Raw genomic sequence first — 18478 nt, forward strand, 5'->3', positions numbered from 1 at the left:
TGGCCGCGGGGACCGGGAAGACTTCGTCACACCCCACCAACGCGGCCAGGACTCCAATAGACACTCTCACAGGCCCCGAACCAGCCGATTCAGTCACCCGCGAAGTACGGACCTAGCAGGCGCCTCTCGCCCGGATCCGCGCAGGTCCACGATCTCTGGTGCCCCGTGCCGGGCCCTGGCGGTGCGGGTGCCGCCCGGCCCGGGTGACGGAAATCGTTCCGGGGGCCGGGGAGATCGCCGGCCGAACCCGTCCCCTCCGGCGAGATTGCGCCGATACGCGGGTGTGCGGATTGAAACCTCGGACGGCTGGTGTTGAATTCTGGAACGCGCGTTCCCGCGCCCGGAGTCACGGGACCCCGGCAGAACGCACGAGACAACCGCGGTACGCGAGATGGGACGGATGCCATGCCTCTTGAGGGCGAGTACGAACCCAGTCCGACACAGTGGGTACGCGAACAGGTCGAGTTGTACGAGAGTTCCGGCGGTACCAAGGGGCTGACGCTCCGGGACACGGGGTACCCGGTGATCATCCTCACGACCCTGGGCGCGAAGACCGGCAAGATCCGCAAGACGCCGCTGATGCGCGTCGAGCACGAGGGCATGTACGCCGTGGTGGCCTCGCTGGGCGGCTCGCCCACGCACCCCGTCTGGTACCACAACGTCACACGGCATCCCACCGTGGAACTCCAGGACGGCCCCGTGCGCCAGGACATGACCGCCCGTGAGGTCACCGGCGAGGAGAAGGCGGTGTGGTGGGAGCGGGCGGTCGCGGCCTATCCGCCCTACGCCGACTACCAGAAGAAGACCGAACGCGAGATCCCCGTCTTCGTGCTGGAACCGACCGGCAACAAGTGAACCGGCCCGGGAGCCGCACGGCCCTTTGCCGTGCGGCTCGCTCGCGACGGAGGTGTCGCCGCTCCCCACCGTCCGACGAGGGCACGCGCACCGATGCCCGTCACTGTTCGCGGTCAGGGAACGGCGGGCGACCCGTGCGGCTGGTCGGCTTCCGTCGCCCAGCCTCTGGGGACATCACATCCGGTGGCGCAGATGCCACGTCAGCTTGTCGCCGCCCACCCAGCGGATCACGTCCGGGTCGTCGACGTCATGGATCGGGATTCCGGCCTCTGCGGCGACCTCCAGGACCTCGGCGAGCGATCTCGCTTCGGCAACCATCTCGCCGTCGATCTCCACGATGCGGAAGGGTGGCTTGCCCGGCTGCACCGAGAGCACCATGATCCGCGGATGAGAGATGTGGGGGCTCCAGCTTTCGGTCATGCATAGAGCGTATTCCGCTTCGGTAGACACAGCGGCCGGGAGGTTCCCAAGAGCCCACCGGACCCACCGCGAACGGCCCGACGCCCCGGCCCGCCGTGTTCGCCCAGCCGGGTGACGCGCCCGGGACGCGCCCACCGTGCGGGCCGGACACGGCTGGGGAAGGCTGAGGGAAGGAGGTGCCGATGGATCCCCTCGCAGCCCTCGACCGGATCGCGTTCCTGCTGGAGCGGGCCGGGGCCCCGACCTATCGCGTACGCGCCTTCCGTACCGCAGCCGCGGTGCTCGCCGCGCTGCCCGACGACGAGGTCGCCGAGCGTGCGGCCGCCGGAACGCTGGAGTCGCTCAGGGGCGTCGGCCCGAAGACGGCCCAGGTGGTGCGGGAGGCTCTGGCCGGCCGCGTCCCCGGTTATCTGGAGAAGCTGGAGCAGGAGGGCGAGGCCACGCCCGTGCGCGGCGGTGAGCGGCTGCGGGCTCTGCTGCGCGGCGACTGTCATCTGCACTCCGACTGGTCGGACGGCGGGAGCCCGATCGAGGAGATGGGGAGGACGGCGGCGCAGCTCGGTCACGAATGGGCCGTGCTCACCGACCACTCGCCACGGTTGGCCGTGGCCCGTGGACTGTCCGCCGAGCGGCTGCGCGAGCAACTGGAGGTGGTCGCCGCGCTCAACGCACAGTGGGCACCGTTCCGGCTGCTCACCGGCATCGAGTGCGACATCCTCGACGACGGCTCGCTGGACCAGGAGCCTGATCTCCTCGACCGCCTCGACGTCGTGGTGGTGTCCGTGCACTCCAAGCTGCGCATGGACACGCGAGCGATGACCCGCCGGATGATCGCCGCCGTGCGCAACCCGCTGGCCGATGTACTCGGCCACTGCACGGGACGCCTGGTCACCGGGCGCGGGCGCCCCGAGTCGGAGTTCGACGCTGACGCGGTGTTCGCCGCATGCGCGGAGTCCGGTACGGCCGTGGAGATCAACAGCCGGCCAGAGCGGCTGGATCCGCCCCGGAGGCTGCTGCGGCAGGCGGTCGAGGCCGGGGTGCTGTTCTCGATCGACACCGACGCGCACGCACCCGGCCAGTTGGACTGGCAGATTTACGGCTGCGCCCGTGCCGAGGAGTGCGGCGTCCCCGCCGAGCGGGTGATCACCACCTGGTCCGCGGACGAACTGCTGGGCTGGACCCGCGAGCGCAAGGTCCCGGCGCGCGTGACCGCCGCATGACCAGGCACCCGTGCCGGACCGAGGGTGATGGGGCTGGTAGCGCTCCTGGCCATCCGCGCTTGCTCCCTGTACTGGTCGACGGGTTCCGTCTTCGGTGGCGCGAACCCGCAACCGTCAAGGCCTCATGACACACGTTCAGGAATCGTAAAAGCGGCCGGCTGCGCCGCAGTATCCCGTGCCCGCATCCGGCGCGGAAGGCGTCTCCTGGGCGCAGGTGAACGGCGGAGTGACCCAGCAAGTCGAAAAGTAACGGCGGATGATGTGTGAGTGTTACTTATTGACAGCGAGAGTGCGCTCTTCTGATACTCGTCACCGCACACCAATTCACCGGCATCACCTCTGTCGACTTCCTTCACATCCAGGCCCGTTGCGCACACTTTCCGCCGTCTCCTGAAAAGAGAGCGCGCATGCCGACAGACGAGGTCTCGGGACTGAGGATGCGGTGGCCGTGTACACCGGGACTCTGTGTGCGCGGTCGACCTCTCCCCCCGTCCGACTTGCCCAGCCCCGCCCCGGAGCGCGCCCCTTCCGGTCCGGCGTGGGACTCACCGCACTCTCGTCTGGAGGACTGTGTGACACGCAGGAATCGACTGCCTCTTCACCGGACACTGGCCGCCGCTGTGCTCGCCGCCGCCGTCACGCTCGGCGTGGCATCGCCCGGATCCGCCTCGGCGCGCCAGTCGGCCGGACAGGCACCCCCGCCCGTGCCACTGCGCGTGGCCACGTACAACATCCATGCCGGAGCCGGCGAGGACAACGTCTTCGACCTCGACCGCACCGCACGGGCGATCGAGGATCTGCACGCCGACGTGATCGGCCTGCAGGAGGTCGACGTGAACTGGGGCGACCGGAGCGGCTTCACCGATGAGGCGCGTGCCCTGGCCCAGCGCCTTGGCATGCGAGTGTTCTTCGCACCGATCTACGACCTCCCACCGGCCTCGGGGCACACGGAGCGACGTCAGTTCGGCGTAGCGGTGCTGAGCCGCTATCCGGTGATGAGCGAGGAGAACCACGAGATCACCCGGCTGTCCACCCAGGACCCCAACCCCAGACCGCAGCCCGCGCCGGGCTTCGCCGAAGTGACGGTCCAGGTCCGGGGCGTCTTCGTGCACGTCTACTCGACCCACCTGGACTACCGCGCCGACCCGTCGGTACGGCGGGCCCAGGTGGACGACATGCTGGCCGTCCTGGCCGAGGACCCGGGGCCGAAGGTGCTCGTCGGTGACTTCAACGCCGAGCCCAAGGCCCCCGAGTTGGCGAAACTGTGGGGCCCTCTGGTCGATGCCGCACCGAACGGCGGCATGACCTATCCGGCGGTCAATCCGGTCGAACGCATTGACCTGGTGACGGTCTCCCCCGACATCGCCGTCACCGGCGCCCACGAGGCCGTCACAACGGCTTCCGATCACCGGCCGGTCGTCGCCGATCTCATGCTCCGGCAGCGCGGCCTCTGACCCGGTTCACGGCCGCTGCTTCGCGGGGGGGCCACCGGAGTCCGGTGGCCCCCCGCGACCGCTGTTACCGACGCGTGCCCGGCCTCCCGTGTCGCCGCGTCCGTGGCCGCCGCAGATCCGGTCGTCTCCGCCGGACGCACTGCAGGCGTCCGGCATCCTCTTGACTTGGAGCGCGCTCCAATTCGTAACGTGCGCGCATGAGCACTCCACAGCACAAGATCGGGTCAGGCTTCGGCGCCAGGAGCACCGCGGACGACGTACTTCGGGGGATCGATCTCTCCGGCAGGCTTGCGGTGGTCACGGGCGGCTACTCCGGGCTCGGCCTGGAGACCACACGCGCGCTCACCGAGGCAGGGGCCCGCGTCGTCGTTCCGGCACGGCGCCGGGACGTCGCCGCGCAGGCGCTTGCGGGCATCGACCGGGTCAAGGTGGACCAACTCGACCTCGGTGACCTGGAGAGCGTGCGCGCCTTCGCGGACCGGTTCCTCGCCTCGGGCCGCACGATCGACATCGTCATCAACAACGCTGGGGTCATGGCCTGCCCGGAGACCCGGGTAGGTCCTGGCTGGGAGGCGCAGTTCGCCACCAACCATCTGGGCCACTACGCCCTCGTCAACCGCCTGTGGCCGGCGATCGAGCCGGGCGGCGCGCGGATCGTGTCCGTGTCGTCCGCCGGCCACCACGGTTCCGCGATCCGCTGGAACGACCTGCACTGGAAGCAGGGGTACGACAAATGGGAGGCGTACGGGCAGGCGAAGACCGCCAACGTCCTGTTCGCCGTGCACCTCGACCGGCTGGGCCGGGACAGCGGAGTCCGCGCCTTCTCCCTGCATCCCGGCGGGATCCTCACCCCCCTGCAGCGCCATCTCGACAAGGAGGAGATGATCGAGCGCGGCTGGATCGACGAGACCGGCGCCCTGGTGAACCCCGACGCCTTCAAGACGCCCGAGCAGGGGGCGGCCACTCAGGTGTGGGCCGCGACCTCGCCGCACCTCGCCGGCATGGGCGGGGTGTACTGCGAGGACTGCGACATCGCGGAGCCCGCACCGGCGGACGGGGGGCCAGGTGGCGTGAAGGACTGGGCGATCGACCCGGAGCAGGCCGCGCGTCTGTGGGAGGTCTCGGCAGAGCTCACGGGCGTCAACGCGTTCGCCACCGCCTGAGACTCGATGTCGGACGCCCCCCGTGGGCGAACCGTGGGCTGCCCGTCCGCCGCTGCCCCGCTACGCCGCGACCCTCTCCCGCTGCGGCGCCACCGTGTAGCGCGGGTCTTCCGCCGAGGCGATCCCCGCCGCGAAGACCCCGAAGCGCGTGCACGCCGAGCCGGCGAGCAGGGCGAGGCCGGAAGCGATCGCCGCCGCCCGGCGCCCACCGAGTACCGAGGCGCCCACGGCGCCCGAGACGGTCAGGATGCGGGCCGTACGCAGAAGCCAGCCCGCGCGCCCTTCCCGCCAGGTCTCGGCGACCATCCCGAGGCGTCGCTCGGCAGCCGTCGTGACCGCCGTGTCGGCGAGTGCGGCCAGTGCGGCGGCATAGCGGGCGGGACTGTTCTCCCGGGTCGGGCCCACGACCAGGGCCATGCCCGCGGCGGCGGCGGTCGCGGACGCCACGAAAAGGTGTGGCAGCTCGCAGTGGGCGCCGTGCCAGGCGGGTACGGCCGTGTCCGCGGCGAGCACGCCCGTGTACGAGGCGACGGCCGGGCCGAGCAGCGCGGCCGCTCCGGTGGCCAGGGCGCCGGCCCGCGGCAGCCGCCCGGTCACGGCGCTCGCCGCGGCCACGCCCGCCGCCGGCCCGTAGGCCGACAGCAGCCATGAGCCGACGCTCATCGGCGAGGTCGGCTTCACGACCCTCAGCATGTTCGCGAAGCGGTCCGGCCGTCCCAGGTCGTGGATGAGCGCGGCGGCGGACAGCGAGACGGCCGCGAGCGAGGACACCTTCATCGCCCACGCCGTGCGCGGGCGGCCGGTGACGTGGGCACCGGCGGCGAGCACAGAACCCGCTCCGGCGAGCCCGCCGAGGAAGAAGTACCCGGCGATGTCCCGGGCTTCCCAGGCCGGCGCCTTGATGACGGGCCGCCCGTAGTAGGAGTCGAAGTCGGCTCGCGGGACCATGAGTCGGTCACCCTGTCGCCTCCCGCGCTTCGGGTTCGGGCTCTTGGTGCGGGTCATCGCCGCCTCCTTCCGGCCATCGCGAACGACAGCGCGAGGCCGCCCAACAGGGAGACGGCCGCGGCGCCCGCGTGCTTCCACATCGTCGGCAGATCACGGGTGGTGACGACGGGGTCCGGGGGCAGGCCGTACACCTCGGGCTCGTCGAGGAGCAGGAAGAACGCGCCGTCGCCACCGACCCCGTCGTCCGGATCATGGCCGTACAGCCTGGCATCGGTGACCCCGGCCTCATGCAGTTGGTCGACACGCAGCGCGGCCCGCTCCCGGAGTTCGTCCAGCGGGCCGAACTGGATGGACTCTGTGGGGCACGCCTTCGCGCAGGCGGGTTCCAGGCCGGTGCCGAGGCGGTCGTAGCACATGGTGCACTTGAACGCCCGTCCGTCGGTGGGGCGTTGCTCGATGACACCGTAGGGGCAGGCGGGCACGCAGTAGCCGCAGCCGTTGCAGATGTCCTCCTGGACGACCACCGTGCCGAACTCGGTGCGAAACAGTGAGCCTGTCGGGCAGACGTCGAGGCAGGCGGCGTGGGTGCAGTGCTTGCACACGTCGGAGGACATCAGCCAGCGCATCTCACCACTGCCGTCGGTGGTCGGCCGACCGTCCGCCAGCGGGAGTTGGGCACGCCCCTCGGGCCGCGGCTGTTCGATGAAGGCGACGTGACGCCATGTGGAGGCGCCGAGCGCCTCGGTGTTGTCGTACGACATGCCGGTCAGCGAGAGCCCGTCCTCCGGGATCGCGTTCCATTCCTTGCAGGCCACCTCGCACGCCTTGCAGCCGATGCAGACGGAGGTGTCGGTGAAGAAGCCGACCCGTTCCTCGCTCATGTCCTGGTCTCCGTCCCGGTCGTCGCGGTGATCCCGGCCCGCCTGCGGTAGTCGGCAACCAGCTTCGGCAGATCCGGACCGCGGGGCCTGCGGCCCGGCCGGATGTCGGCGGTGAGCGCCTTGTCCTCCTGGATGTGGGCATTGGGGTCCAGGGCGATCGCCATCAGTTCGTTGGCCGCGTCCCCGGTGGAGACCCCGTTGGGACCCCAGTGGAAGGGAAGTCCGATCTGATGGACCGTGCGCCCCTGAACGGTCAGCGGACGGACCCGCTCGGTCACCAGCACGCGTGCCTCGACGGCGTTGCGCGCGGTCACGATCGTGGCCCAGCCACCGTGCTCCAGTCCGCGCTCGCGGGCGAGCGCGGGCGAGACCTCGCAGAAGAACTCCGGCTGCAGCTCGGACAGATACTCCGACCAGCGGCTCATGCCGCCGGCCGTGAAGTGCTCGGTCAGCCGGTATGTGGTGAGGACGTACGGGAACACCTCGGCGCCCTCCTCGTCGCCGCTCGGGTGGTAGCGGTTGCCTTCGCGGGGCAGCAGTTGGCGTACGGGGTTGCGCGCGGTGGACGGGTACAGGGCGTTGCGGAACGGGGAGTCCTGCGGCTCGTAGTGCGTGGGCAGCGGGCCGTCCTCCAAGCCCGCCGGCGTGTACAGCCAGCCCTTGCCGTCAGCCTGCATGATGAACGGGTCGTCGCCGCGCAGCGCGTCGGGTCCCGTCGCGTCCGGTTCGGGGACGTGGTCGGGGGCGCGGTCCGGTACGAAGTCGGGTACGTCGTGTCCGGTCCATCTCCCGGCGTCCGGGTCCCACCAGACGTACTTCTTGCGGTCGCTCCACGGGGTGCCGTCGGGGGCGGCGGAGGCGCGGTTGTAGAGGATGCGACGGTTGGCGGGCCAGGCCCAGGCCCATTCGGCGGCCACCCAGTCCTGTTCGGTGTGCGGCTTCTTGCGGGCGGCCTGATTGACGCCGTCCACATAGATCCCGCAGTAGATCCAGCAGCCACAGTCGGTGGAGCCGTCGTCCTTGAGCTCGGTGTAGGCGCCGAGCGGCCTACCGTCCGGGCCGTGACCGTTGATCTCGGCGAGCACGGCGTCCGCGACGGGTTCCCTGAGCGGCCCGCTGACCGGGTAGTTCCAGGTCAGGTCCAGCATCGGCCGGTCCATCGGGTCGGTGGACCCGGCGAGTTTCTCTTTGATGCGGCGGCCGAGGTGGTACATGAACCACAGGTCGCTGCGTGCGTCGCCCTCGGGTTCGACGGCCTGGTAGTGCCACTGCACCCACCGGTTGGTGTTGGTGAAGGAGCCGGACTTCTCGGTGTGGGCGGCGGCCGGGAAGAAGAACACCTCGGTGCCGATGTCCTCGGTGCGTAGTTCGCCGCTTTCGATCTCCGGTCCGTCCTTCCACCAGGTCGCGGACTCGATGAGGGAGAAGTCGCGGACCACCAGCCAGTCCAGGTTGGCCATGCCCAGGCGCTGGAGGCGGGTGTTGGCCGATCCGACGGCCGGGTTCTCGCCCATCAGGAAGTAGCCCTTGCAGACACCGTCGAGTTGGGCCATCACCGTGTCGTACGTCGAGTGGGAGCCGGTCAGACGCGGGAGATGGTCGAAGCAGAAGTCGTTCCCGGCGGTGGCCGCGTCGCCGTAGTAGGCCTTCAGCAGGCTGACGAAGTACGCCCGCATGTCGGCCCAGAAGCCCTTCTTGGTGCGGCTCGCCCCGACGAAGTCGTCGAGGGTCATGTGGGCATGGGCGTGCGGCATCGGGAGATATCCGGGGAGGAGGTTGAAGAGGGTCGGGATGTCGCTGGAGCCCTGGATGGAGGCGTGGCCGCGCAACGCCTGGATGCCGCCGCCGGGTCGGCCGACGTTGCCGAGCAGCAGTTGGAGAACGCTCGCCGCGCGGATGTACTGGGCGCCGGTCGAGTGCTGGGTCCAGCCGACCGCGTACACGAACGAACTCGTACGGTCCCTGCCCGAGTTGGCCGTCAGATCCGCGCACACGCGCAGGAACGTCTCGCGCGGTACCCCGCAGATCTCCTCGACCGCCTCGGGGGTGTAGCGGGCGTAGTGGCGTTTGAGGATCTGGTAGACGCAGCGCGGGTGCCGCAGCGTCGGGTCGGTCGGGGGGTGGGGGGCGGTACGGGCGCCGCCGGAACCGTGGGCTTCGGGGCCGCCGAGGTGGTGCAGCTGCTCCTCTTCCTGCTCTTCGACGTCGCCGGCGGGTTGCCGGACATCGACGCCCGCGTACTGCCAGCTGCTCGGGTCGTAGTGCCGTTTCTCCTCGTCCAGCCCGGAGAAGACACCGTCGAGGTCCTCGGTGTCGCGGAAGTCCTCGCTGACCAGCGTGGCCGCGTTGGTGTAGTTCAGGACGTACTCGCGGAAGTCCTTCTCCTCGGTGAGGACATGGTTGATGATGCCGCCGAGGAAGGCGATGTCCGTGCCCGCGCGGATCGGGACGTGCAGGTCGGCGAGCGCGCTGGTGCGGGTGTAGCGCGGATCGACGTGGATGACACGGGCACCGCGCGACTTGGCCTCCATCACCCACTGGAACCCCACCGGATGGCACTCGGCGTAGTTGGAGCCCTGGATGACGATGCAGTCGGAGTGCTGGAGGTCCTGCATGAAGGTGGTGGCGCCGCCCCGGCCGAAGGAGGTGCCGAGGCCGGCCACCGTGGAGCTGTGGCAGACCCTGGCCTGGTTCTCCACCTGGACCACGCCGAGGCCGGTCAGCAGCTTCTTGATGAGGTAGTTCTCCTCGTTGTCGAGGGTCGCTCCGCCGAGGCTGGCGATGCCCATCGTGCGGGCGGTGCGCACACCGTCCCGCTCCCACTCCCAGGTCTCACGGCGGGTGCGGATCACCCGGTCGGCGACCATGTCCATCGCCGTCTCCAGGTCGAGGGGCTCCCAGTCCGTACTGTGAGGGCGGCGGTAGAGGACCTGGTGGCGGCGGGCCGGGCCGGTGGTGAGCTGGAGGGTCGCGGCGCCCTTGGGGCACAGGCGGCCGCGGCTGACCGGTGAGTGCGGGTCACCCTCGATCTGGACGACCCTCTCGTCCTTGACATAGACCTGCTGGGCGCAGCCGACCGCACAGTAAGGACAAACGGAGGACACCACCCGTTCGGCGGTGTCCGTGCGCGGCCGCAGCCGCTGGGTCTGCGAGGATTTCACTGCGCTGCCGCGGCCCGTGCGGTCGTCTCCGGTGAGCTGGCGATGTACGGGCCAGCGGCGCAGCAGATCTGCCAGGGACATGGGGCCTCCTCGGCGGGCTCAGGCGGGGGACTCGTCCGGTACGGGGTGGTCGGGGTGGACGGCGCCCGAGTGCGGCGCGCCCTGCCGCCCCGTGCCGGCCTCGTCCGTGTCGGGGACGTCGGTGGCGGGTCGGTCCTCCGTGCCGTCCCGTGCGGGACGGGCGTCCCACGGGTCCTCGCCCTCGCGAGCCTGCTGGTCCTGCATGTCCCGCGGGATCGGGCCGGTCTCCTCTTCGGGACCCTGGTGCCGGTGATCGGTCACGGCGTGCCCTCCATTCTTCGCCAAGGCAGCCGGGCCCGCGAGCGCACGGGCCCCCTTACGGCGAAGCGGGTAACCGCTGGTGGCTTCGGTCAAACCGGCAGCGGGCCCCTGAACTCCGGAGCGCCCCGGCGTGGGCGTTGTCCAGGGCCGACCGGTCGATCTCCGCCTCTGTCGCGCGGGTCGCGGAACCGGGCCCGCACACGCCCGCCTAGTATCCGGCCGTGGCGACGACCTTTGAAGAACTCGTGGAGATGCAGCGCGCGGCGAGTGACGCGTACACGAACGCCGCCGAACTTCGCGAGACGTACGGCCCGCCCACCATCACCCCGTGGACCAAGCAGCAGACCGACATGTACGAGACCGCTTTCCGCGCCTGGCGGGACCTCGACCGCGATCTTCAGGCCGAGATCACCGCGTACGCGAAGGCGCACGACAGAGTGCGCAGCGAGGTCGAGGCGGAGGTGGAGGCACACGCGGCCGAGCCGACGGAGGGTGCGTAACCCGGCCCGCCGACTGTGTCCGCGTGGTTGCCGTTACCCCCGTCCCAGGTCCACCTGCCAGTCGTTGGACGTTATCCCAGTGCCCCTTCGGGTACTCGAACCGCACCGGTCCGAGCAGCTTGAAGCCGGCCTTCCGGCAGACCGCGTTGGAGGCGGGGTGATCCGTACTCGGAAAGGCGTGCAGATACTGGTGCGTCCGGGTGGCTCGCGCCGCCGCGATCACGGCACGGGCCGCCAGCGCGGCAAGACCCCGCCCCTGGAACTCGGGCAGCACTCCCCACCCGGTCTCCCACACCGTTGTGTCCTGCCACTCGCGCTCCCAGAAGCCGATGGACCCCACCGTCTCACCGGTGTCCTCCAGCGTGACCCGGTACATCTGCCCGGCCTTCGGGGCGAGGTAACGCCGGTGCCGTGTCGCCAGTTGTTCCTCGGTCTCGGGGCCGCCGACATGTTCGGTCATTTCAGGGCTGTTGGTCCTCCGCAGCAGCCAGAAGTCGCCTTCTGCCCAGGGCTCCAGCCTCACCTGCGATGTGGGGGTGCTCTCCATGGCGGCCACGTTAGAGCAGGGGTCTGACACTCAACCGACCTCCGGCCGTCCGTCGGGCACCACGGCACCGGTGCCCGCCTGCCAGGCGAGAGCAGATCAACCATGGTCACACCTGTCGCATTCCCTGGTGCACAGCCTGAGCCGGCACTGCTCACTTCGCTCGAAAACGAGTTCCCCAACGCCAGGTGATCATTGATACGGTCCCGCCATGACTGAAACTCAGGGATCCCCGAGTGACCCGGTCACCGCGGCCGATGTCGAACAGGCCGTTCGCTTGGCGCTCACCGCTCTGCGCGGGGCTGACGCGCCGGACTGGAGTGTCAAGGCCGGTTCCCTGGAATGGGACTGCTGGGAGACCGTCGAGCACCTCGCCGACGACCTGTTCTCCTACGCCGCCCAACTGGGCCCGGCGAAACCGCCGTTGGACGCCCACGTCCCCTTCGCGTGGAGCCGCAGGAAGCCGGACGGCCCAGCGAACGTCATCTTCGCGGACCGCGAGGCCGGTCCAGCCGGTCTGCTGCAAGTACTCGACGCCAGCGGCGCGTTGCTGACGGCAATCGTCCGCACCACACCACCCACGGTCCGGGCACACCACGTCTTCGGCGTGGCCGACCCTGAAGGCTTCGCCGCGATGGGCATCGTCGAGACCCTGGTGCACACCCACGACATCGCTGAGGGCCTGGGCCTGGACTGGACACCGCCCGCTGACCTGTGCGACCGCGTGCTGGCCCGGCTCTTCCCCGACGCCCCGACCGACACCGACCGGTGGCCAACGCTGCTCTGGGCCACCGGCCGCGGGGAACTGCCCGGTCGGCCACGCCTTACCAAGTGGCGCTGGTACGGCACACCACGCGCTGACGCCTGACCGTCGCGTTGGTCAGAGCCGCCATTCGTCCTTGTCGAGGATGACCATGCGCCGCCCGTTTCGGTCGATGCCCGTGACGGTGACCTCGGGTCCTCCGACCATGAAGTCCGTATGGACAGAGGAGGAGTTCACTCCTATCGCATCGAGCTCCTCGGGGCTGAGGTCCAACGCTCCGGGAACGGCCGGAGGGAGACCGAAACCCCAGGCGAGGTGACAGGTTGCGTTCTCGTCCAGCAAGGTCTCCATGAAAGTGACGTTGGACCGGCCGATAGGTGACGAGCCGTCCACGAGCGCGACCTCACCGAGTCGTGCGCCGCCTGCGTCGGTGGCCTGGTGGGCGCGCACGACATCCGATCCGATACTTGCCCGTACCTCGCTGACCACGCCGTCGGTGAACGTCAACTCCAGGTCTCGGATCACGGAACCGGCGAGGGCCAGTGGGCGGGTGGCGCGCACCGTGCCATGGACGCGCCGATAGTCCGGCGTGGTGAAAACCTCCTCGGACGGCAGGTTGGGCACGAAGTACCGGCCGTCGGCGGCTTCGAAGCCCACGGGCGTCCAGATGGCTCGTGGGATCAGACCGATGGTGAGGTCCGTTCCCGGCCCTTCGAAGTGCACGGCATCCAGTTTCACCTCGTTCAGCCGCTGAGCACGGGCACGAAGCTCAGCGAGTCGATCGCGCCACACCGCGCTCGGGTCGGGTTGGTCCAGCCGGAGAAAGTGCTTGATGTGGCTCCACAACTTCGGCACGTCCTCTTCCCCGAGGACATGCCTGGACCAGGACGGGGTCGGGCAGACGACGGCTGACCAGCAGACGAGGTTGTCGCGCTGCAGGCGGTACCGTGAGGCCAGGTTGGGCATACGGTCCAGTCCGGCCAGCGCGGGGTCGACACCGGCAAGGACATCGGGATCGCCCTCCCCCCGAATAGTGATCATCACTCCCCTCCCCTCACCGACGCTGTCATTGCGACGGTCGAGCCAAGCGGGCACCTCGTGCAAGGTGGTGGGATCCGCGTGGCGGATTCTGGAGCGCTTGGCGTGCGGGTCGAAGTACCAGATGTCCACGTACCTGGCGCCGCGCGCATAGGCGGCTTCGGTGAGCGCCCGAGCCAGTGGCGCATGCTCGATCTCGGCGTTGATCAGGACGAGGTCGTCGTGTGTGACCGGTGCCGCGACATTCACGACGAGTTCGGCGTACGAGGTCAGATCGGCCGGTGGAATACCGGGAGAGGCGAGTTGCGTCATGATCACTCCTCGGTGATGGGCGGGGTGTGATGACCGGCGGCGAGACGGCGCGCCGCCGAGGGACGAGCAGGACAAGGGCATGACGGCGACCCCGGCGGCAACGGCGAACGACGGCACCGAGGGTCTGGATCATCGGCTAAGACGGGCAGCCCTGCCCTGTCACTCATGGCCACTGGGTAGTTCGAACAGCAGCGCGGTGAGGCTGACGTGGACGGTCCCCTCCGTTCGCGGAGGCCGAGCGCCCTCGTGCAACAGCCCGACCGCCTGATCGACCAGGTCGCAGACCTTTTCCCAGTCCTGGTGCCGGACCCAGACCTCGGCGTCGGCAATTCGCCTTTGCTCGGTCATCGCATCGAGACGTCGCCGTAGGTCGGTGAACATCGCCTCTTGCAGCAGCCGCTGTCCGCTGGAGCGGTCCAGCCGCTCGGCGCTGGTCGGGTCGTAGCGATAGCGGATGTTCGACCGCCCGCGCCCCGACCGGCCCTGCCGGTCCGCATCATCCTCGACGCGCTTGAGGAAGCCCGCGGCGGCCAGCTGACGCAGGTGGTAACTCGCGGAGGCGTGCGCGAGCCCGAGCTCCTCAGCCACCTCGGTCGCTGACATGGCGGCGCCGGTCAGCAGTGACACGATGCGAACACGCAAGGGATTGGCCAGCGCGCGCAGCGACACCAACGACTCATTTCCCCAAGACATCTTGGGATAATAACCAGGGCCCGAACCGGCCCACAAGGGCGACCAGAAGAGCAGGGGGTTCCGCCACCTGTCCGCAGCTTCGTCCCGACTCGGTCAGCGTGCCGCTTCCCACGTCGCACCGGGAATTCGTTGGCCCTCCTCCAACGAAGCTGGGTAGGTTAGCCAAAAAGCTATTGCCCCTAGGTTTCATCACCCGAGGAGGACCCGTCATGCGATCACTCTCCGAGCAGGAGATCCGCAATTCGTTCATCAACTGCTCAAAGGGGGAGGCGAAACGCCTGTCGATACCCCGCGACCTCGGCGAGCGTCCCTGGGACGACCTGGACTTCCTGGGTTGGCGGGATCCCGGGGCACCCGATCGCAGTTATCTGGTCACCGAGCGCGCAGGCCGGCTCGTCGGCGTCACACTGCGTTTTCCGTCCTCTCAGCGCGGCTTCCTGCACCGCAGCATGTGCACTCTGTGTCTGACCACCCACCCGGGCAACGGTGTCTCGCTGATGACGGCCCGCAAAGCGGGTGCGGCGGGACGCGAGGGCAACTCGGTCGGCATCTACATGTGCACCGACCTCGCGTGTCCCCTCTACATACGGGGAAAGAAGGTGCCGGAGGCAGGCGGCCGCTTCGAGGAGAGCCTCACCACGGACGAGCAGATCGCCCGCATGCTGGGCAACCTGTCGGCCTTCCTCGACAAGCTGTTCGCCTGACGCCCCACGGAGAGGCGTCCGCCCGGAGACACCTTGGGGAGCCTGCCCGAGGTCCGCGCTCGCGCCCAGGTCCATCCCTCTGGCCTACGTTCGATGCCCCCGAGCCGCGGGAAAGGCCCTAGGGTTGCGAGTTGTGCGTGAGGGCTGGGCGAGGACGACCGCCCGGATCGAGAAGTGGCGCCAGGTGCCCGAGGTGGTCCAGGCGGTGCGTTCGACTGCGGCCGCGACCGTCTCGTACGTGGTCGCACTGCATCTCAGTCCCGAGCGGGCACCGCTCACCGCTCCCCTGACCGCCCTGCTCGTCGTCCAGGTGACGCTCTACTCCACGATCACCACGAGTGTGCGCCGGGTGAACTCCGTGGTGGCCGGCGTCGTCATCGCCATCGGCTTCAGCATCCTGGTGGGCCTGACCTGGTGGAGTCTGGCGCTGATCATCCTGGCATCGCTGGCCGTCGGGCATCTGGTACGGGTCAGCGAGTTCGTGCCCGAGGTGGCGATCAGCGCCATGCTTGTCCTCGGAGTCACCCAGGTGGGCAGCACGGCCTGGGCCCGGGTCCTGGAAACCGTGATCGGCGCGGTGGTCGGCCTGGGCACCAATCTGCTCTTCGTTCCCCCGGTGTGGATCAGCGCGGCCGGGGGGTCCATCGAGGAACTGGCGCGCCAGGTCCGGCAGCTGACGCTGCGCATCGGAGACCAGGCCGCGGGCCGTACGCCCGCGACGGAGGCAACGACCCGGCTGTACGAGGCGCGTCGACTCGACCACGACATCATCGTGGTGGACACGGCCCTGAGGCAGGCCGAGGACAGCCTGAAATTCAACCCCCGAGTCCGCGAGGGCCTGCTTCACCGGATCGTGCTGCGGACCGGGCTCGACACGCTGGAGATCGTCACGGTGGTGCTGCGGGTGATCGCCCGTAGCCTCGCCGACCTGGCCAAGGAACGCGGCCCCGAGCCACTGCTGGCACCCGAGATCGGGGCGACGCTGGAGCGGTTGCTCTCCGAGATCGGCGACGCCGTGGTCAGCTTCGCCGTACTCGTCACCACCGATGTCACTCGCAGTGCCGAGTCCGCGGAGGCCCGGCTCGCCGAGGAACTGGCCACGGCGGGCGCGACCCGCGACCAACTGGCCCGACTGCTGTTGGAGGAGGTCCGACGGGATGTGCGCCAGTGGCAGTTCCACGGTGCCCTCCTGACCGAGGTCAACCGCATTCTGGACGAGCTGGACACGGAACACCGCACACGGCGGCTGTTCGAGGAACTGGACCGCGGCACCCGGCGGCAGCGCAAGCGGAATCCGCCCCTCAGACAGCTGCGGGACCGTGTGCTCCGCCCTCTGCTCGGCCAGCTGCGCGCCCTTCTCCCGGGCCGCCGGAACCGTCCCACACCTCCGCGTCGTTCCAGTTGATGACGGACGACCGTACAGGGACAGGGAGCAGGCGCATGGACGCGGTGCGGATCGACGGGAACGCTCTGCTGCTGCCGGGGGGTGTGCGGGTCCGGTTCATACGGACGCTGCGACTGCCGGAAGCGGGGACGCACGCGCTGCCGCCGGGGTTGGGCGAATTCCCCGTCCGCCGGGTGGAGGACTACGCGCGGACGGTGCCGGACGAGTGGCGGGCGCGGGGCGGTGTGATGCTTCCGGTGTATCTGCGCGAAGCGATGTGGTTGAGCTTCGGCGCGTCGGAGCCCGCGGCCCTGCAGGTGGGCGTGGGCAAGGTCTGCGCGGTCTCGGGCAGGCCCTGGAGCTCCCGCCTGGACCGTGATCCGCAGAACTACGTGGTGCTGCCGCGCCAGCCGTGGCTGGACGGTATCAACTCGGGCCGGGGTACCGTCCGCCAGTTCGTGGCGGTGCCCCTCGGTCTCGGTGCCACGGTCGAGGGCCAGGTCACCGGCGAGGAGGTATGGGGCGGCGTACAGCTGCAGACCTTCCGGCTGAAAGACGTCCCGCTCGCCAAGTGGCGGGAGGAGGAGCTCCGCAAGCGGCGGCGGGCCCGAAGGGTCGCGCTGTCGGCGACCGATGGAATGTACGGAGCCGCTCCGATGGCTCCGGGTGCGGCAGTCGCCGCTCCCGCCCCGGCCGTAGCCCCGCGCAGCGCCCCCGCCATGGGGCTGGGCGTCGGCGGCTCGATGCGCCAGGAGGTCTATGCGGACGACTGGCTGCCGGGGAGCTGGGCCGAGGAGCCCGTCGGGCGGGTGTTCGTGCACCTGGTGACTCCCCCTCAGTGGCACCGCATCACGGGCGAGGCGCCTCCGCCGTCCCCGGTGGACCGCGCGGCCTACACACAGGCCGGACTGCCGTGGTTCGACTACTACGACAAGGACGGCGAGGATCTCCCGCCCACGGACACGCTCGGCCAAGTCAAGCCGGTCGGCGACTGGCTCGGCGACGACCACGAACCTTGGCAGCCGCCCTCGCCGCCCCAGGTGAAGCCGCTCGGCGACGCGCCGGGCAAGCCGGTCGAGGACGGCAACTGGTAGCCGCGACGCGCCGCCCGTCGCACAACGGGCATGGGCCCCGGGCCCCGTACCGCGGCCGGGGGAACGCCGTCAGAGCGACGCCGTCCAGTGACCGGGGCGCATGACCGAGGCCGGGAGCCGTGTGCCCGCGCTGCCCCGGGCCGCGTTGATCTGGGGCTGCGTCACAAAGAAGGCGCCGGTCAGATCGGCGTCGGTGAGGTCCGCGTCCCGCAGGTCGGCGCCGATCAGATCCGCGCCGCGCAGGTCGGCGCCCGTGAGGTCGGCGGCTATGAGGTAGGCGCCGCGCAGGCTGGCACCACGGAAGTCGGCCCCCTTGAGACGGGCACCGATGAGGTCGGCGCCCCGCCGGTCCTTCTTCCGGCGTCCGGCTCCGGCCCGTACCAGCTCGCTGGTACGCAGCAGCAGCACGTTGACCTCCTGGCGGTGCGCGCCCACGTCCAACGCACGCAGTTCCTCCGGAGATCGCAGGGTGAGCCGCTCGGTCTTCTCCAGCATGCGGCGCAGGTCGGCGTGGACGGGGCGGGCGGCGGTCAGTGTGAGTGCCTCGGTCAGGTACCAGAGCAGTTCGTGGAGCTGGCGCACGACGGGGTACACGTCGAACATCCGCCGTGCGTGCTCCCGGCCGCCCGAGCGCCAGTCCTGTCCGCCGAAGGTGACCTGGGAGACCTTCTGCCCGGCGCCGAAGCAGTCATAGACCGTGCAGCCGGAGAAGCCGCGCGGGCGCAGTTCGGTGTGGACGCCGCAGCGGAAGTCGTCCCGGAGGTTCGGGCAGGGCGTGCCGGCGGCTTTGTCGATCGCGAAGTCCGCCGAGGCGGCGAAGGGCAGCGCGACGCAGCACAGCGCGAAGCAGCGGCTGCAGTCGGCGCGCAGGTCGGGGCGGTCGGCGGGGGTTGCATGCATGACATCACCCTAGAAGACTCGTGAAGATCTTGGGGTTCTGGCCCCGCCGCGTGAGCGGCGGGGCCAGACTCTTTGGTGTGGTGATGGGGGAATGGGCCGGGG

General features: G+C 69.9%; 17 protein-coding genes and 1 pseudogene. 9 read left to right on the plus strand and 9 right to left on the minus strand.

Going from position 1 to position 18478, the window contains the following annotated elements; genetic code table 11:
- Positions 1-405 precede the first annotated feature (405 nt).
- Complete coding sequence (locus ACWDEX_RS36125) at positions 406-855, plus strand: nitroreductase family deazaflavin-dependent oxidoreductase (RefSeq protein ID WP_450468759.1); 450 nt, start codon at positions 406-408, stop codon at positions 853-855.
- 174 nt (positions 856-1029) lie between these two features.
- On the opposite strand, the gene ACWDEX_RS36130 is transcribed toward ACWDEX_RS36125, so the two are convergent.
- Complete coding sequence (locus ACWDEX_RS36130; RefSeq protein ID WP_450468760.1) at positions 1030-1275, minus strand: hypothetical protein; 246 nt, start codon at positions 1273-1275, stop codon at positions 1030-1032.
- Between the two features lie 182 nt (positions 1276-1457).
- On the opposite strand from ACWDEX_RS36130, the gene ACWDEX_RS36135 reads away from it, so the two are divergent.
- From ACWDEX_RS36135 to ACWDEX_RS36145, 3 genes are all read left to right on the plus strand, one after another.
- Positions 1458-2495 carry a PHP domain-containing protein gene (locus ACWDEX_RS36135; RefSeq protein ID WP_450468762.1) on the plus strand — a complete coding sequence of 346 codons (1038 nt, stop codon included), beginning with the start codon at positions 1458-1460 and terminating at the stop codon, positions 2493-2495.
- Between the two features lie 572 nt (positions 2496-3067).
- The gene (locus ACWDEX_RS36140; RefSeq protein ID WP_450468764.1) at positions 3068-3949 is read left to right on the plus strand and encodes an endonuclease/exonuclease/phosphatase family protein; all 882 of its coding nucleotides are present in this window, start codon (positions 3068-3070) and stop codon (positions 3947-3949) included.
- A gap of 197 nt (positions 3950-4146) precedes the next feature.
- Positions 4147-5112 carry an SDR family NAD(P)-dependent oxidoreductase gene (locus ACWDEX_RS36145; RefSeq protein WP_450468766.1) on the plus strand — a complete coding sequence of 322 codons (966 nt, stop codon included), beginning with the start codon at positions 4147-4149 and terminating at the stop codon, positions 5110-5112.
- A 60-nt stretch (positions 5113-5172) separates the two neighbouring features.
- Here the strand turns inward: ACWDEX_RS36145 and nrfD are convergent, their stop codons facing one another.
- The 4 genes from nrfD to ACWDEX_RS36165 are packed head-to-tail and all read right to left on the minus strand — an operon-like array spanning position 5173 to position 10444.
- Positions 5173-6117: an NrfD/PsrC family molybdoenzyme membrane anchor subunit gene (gene nrfD / locus ACWDEX_RS36150; RefSeq protein ID WP_450468768.1), complete on the minus strand. Its 945-nt coding sequence runs from the start codon at positions 6115-6117 to the stop codon at positions 5173-5175.
- Positions 6114-6941, minus strand: a complete 828-nt coding sequence (locus ACWDEX_RS36155) for a 4Fe-4S dicluster domain-containing protein (RefSeq protein WP_450468770.1) — start codon at positions 6939-6941, stop codon at positions 6114-6116. Before ACWDEX_RS36155 ends, nrfD begins: the two co-directional genes overlap by 4 nt.
- Complete coding sequence (gene fdh / locus ACWDEX_RS36160; RefSeq protein WP_450468772.1) at positions 6938-10183, minus strand: formate dehydrogenase; 3246 nt, start codon at positions 10181-10183, stop codon at positions 6938-6940. Before fdh ends, ACWDEX_RS36155 begins: the two co-directional genes overlap by 4 nt.
- Before the next feature lie 18 nt (positions 10184-10201).
- Entirely contained in the window at positions 10202-10444 is a 243-nt protein-coding gene (locus ACWDEX_RS36165; protein ID WP_450468774.1) for a hypothetical protein, read from the minus strand.
- A 221-nt stretch (positions 10445-10665) separates the two neighbouring features.
- Between ACWDEX_RS36165 and ACWDEX_RS36170 the strand changes: the two genes are divergently transcribed.
- Positions 10666-10944: a hypothetical protein gene (locus ACWDEX_RS36170; RefSeq protein WP_450468776.1), complete on the plus strand. Its 279-nt coding sequence runs from the start codon at positions 10666-10668 to the stop codon at positions 10942-10944.
- Between the two features lie 33 nt (positions 10945-10977).
- Here the strand turns inward: ACWDEX_RS36170 and ACWDEX_RS36175 are convergent.
- Positions 10978-11491, minus strand: a pseudogene (locus tag ACWDEX_RS36175) (GNAT family N-acetyltransferase).
- Positions 11492-11699: 208 nt separating this feature from the next.
- Here ACWDEX_RS36175 and ACWDEX_RS36180 point away from each other — a divergent pair.
- A complete protein-coding gene (locus ACWDEX_RS36180; protein WP_450468778.1) occupies positions 11700-12356 on the plus strand; it encodes a hypothetical protein in 657 nt (218 codons plus the stop codon).
- A gap of 12 nt (positions 12357-12368) precedes the next feature.
- Here the strand turns inward: ACWDEX_RS36180 and ACWDEX_RS36185 are convergent, their stop codons facing one another.
- Both ACWDEX_RS36185 and ACWDEX_RS36190 read right to left on the minus strand, forming a co-directional pair.
- Positions 12369-13601 (minus strand): aminopeptidase, encoded by a 1233-nt coding sequence (locus ACWDEX_RS36185; protein WP_450468779.1) that lies wholly within the window; start codon positions 13599-13601, stop codon positions 12369-12371.
- Positions 13602-13760: 159 nt separating this feature from the next.
- The gene (locus ACWDEX_RS36190; RefSeq protein ID WP_450468781.1) at positions 13761-14270 is read right to left on the minus strand and encodes an ArsR/SmtB family transcription factor; all 510 of its coding nucleotides are present in this window, start codon (positions 14268-14270) and stop codon (positions 13761-13763) included.
- 233 nt (positions 14271-14503) lie between these two features.
- Between ACWDEX_RS36190 and ACWDEX_RS36195 the strand changes: the two genes are divergently transcribed.
- The 3 genes from ACWDEX_RS36195 (at position 14504) to ACWDEX_RS36205 (ending at position 17476) form a co-directional block, all read left to right on the plus strand.
- Complete coding sequence (locus tag ACWDEX_RS36195; RefSeq protein WP_450468783.1) at positions 14504-14998, plus strand: FBP domain-containing protein; 495 nt, start codon at positions 14504-14506, stop codon at positions 14996-14998.
- 124 nt (positions 14999-15122) lie between these two features.
- A complete protein-coding gene (locus tag ACWDEX_RS36200) occupies positions 15123-16403 on the plus strand; it encodes an FUSC family protein (RefSeq protein ID WP_450468785.1) in 1281 nt (426 codons plus the stop codon).
- Positions 16404-16438: 35 nt separating this feature from the next.
- Entirely contained in the window at positions 16439-17476 is a 1038-nt protein-coding gene (locus ACWDEX_RS36205) for a hypothetical protein (RefSeq protein WP_450468787.1), read from the plus strand.
- Between the two features lie 69 nt (positions 17477-17545).
- Here ACWDEX_RS36205 and ACWDEX_RS36210 read toward each other — a convergent pair whose 3' ends face one another.
- On the minus strand, positions 17546-18376 hold the full coding sequence (locus tag ACWDEX_RS36210; RefSeq protein WP_450468789.1) for a pentapeptide repeat-containing protein: 831 nt from the start codon (positions 18374-18376) through the stop codon (positions 17546-17548).
- Between the last annotated feature and the right edge of the window lie 102 nt (positions 18377-18478).

Source organism: Streptomyces sp. NPDC001020 (assembly GCF_053599115.1).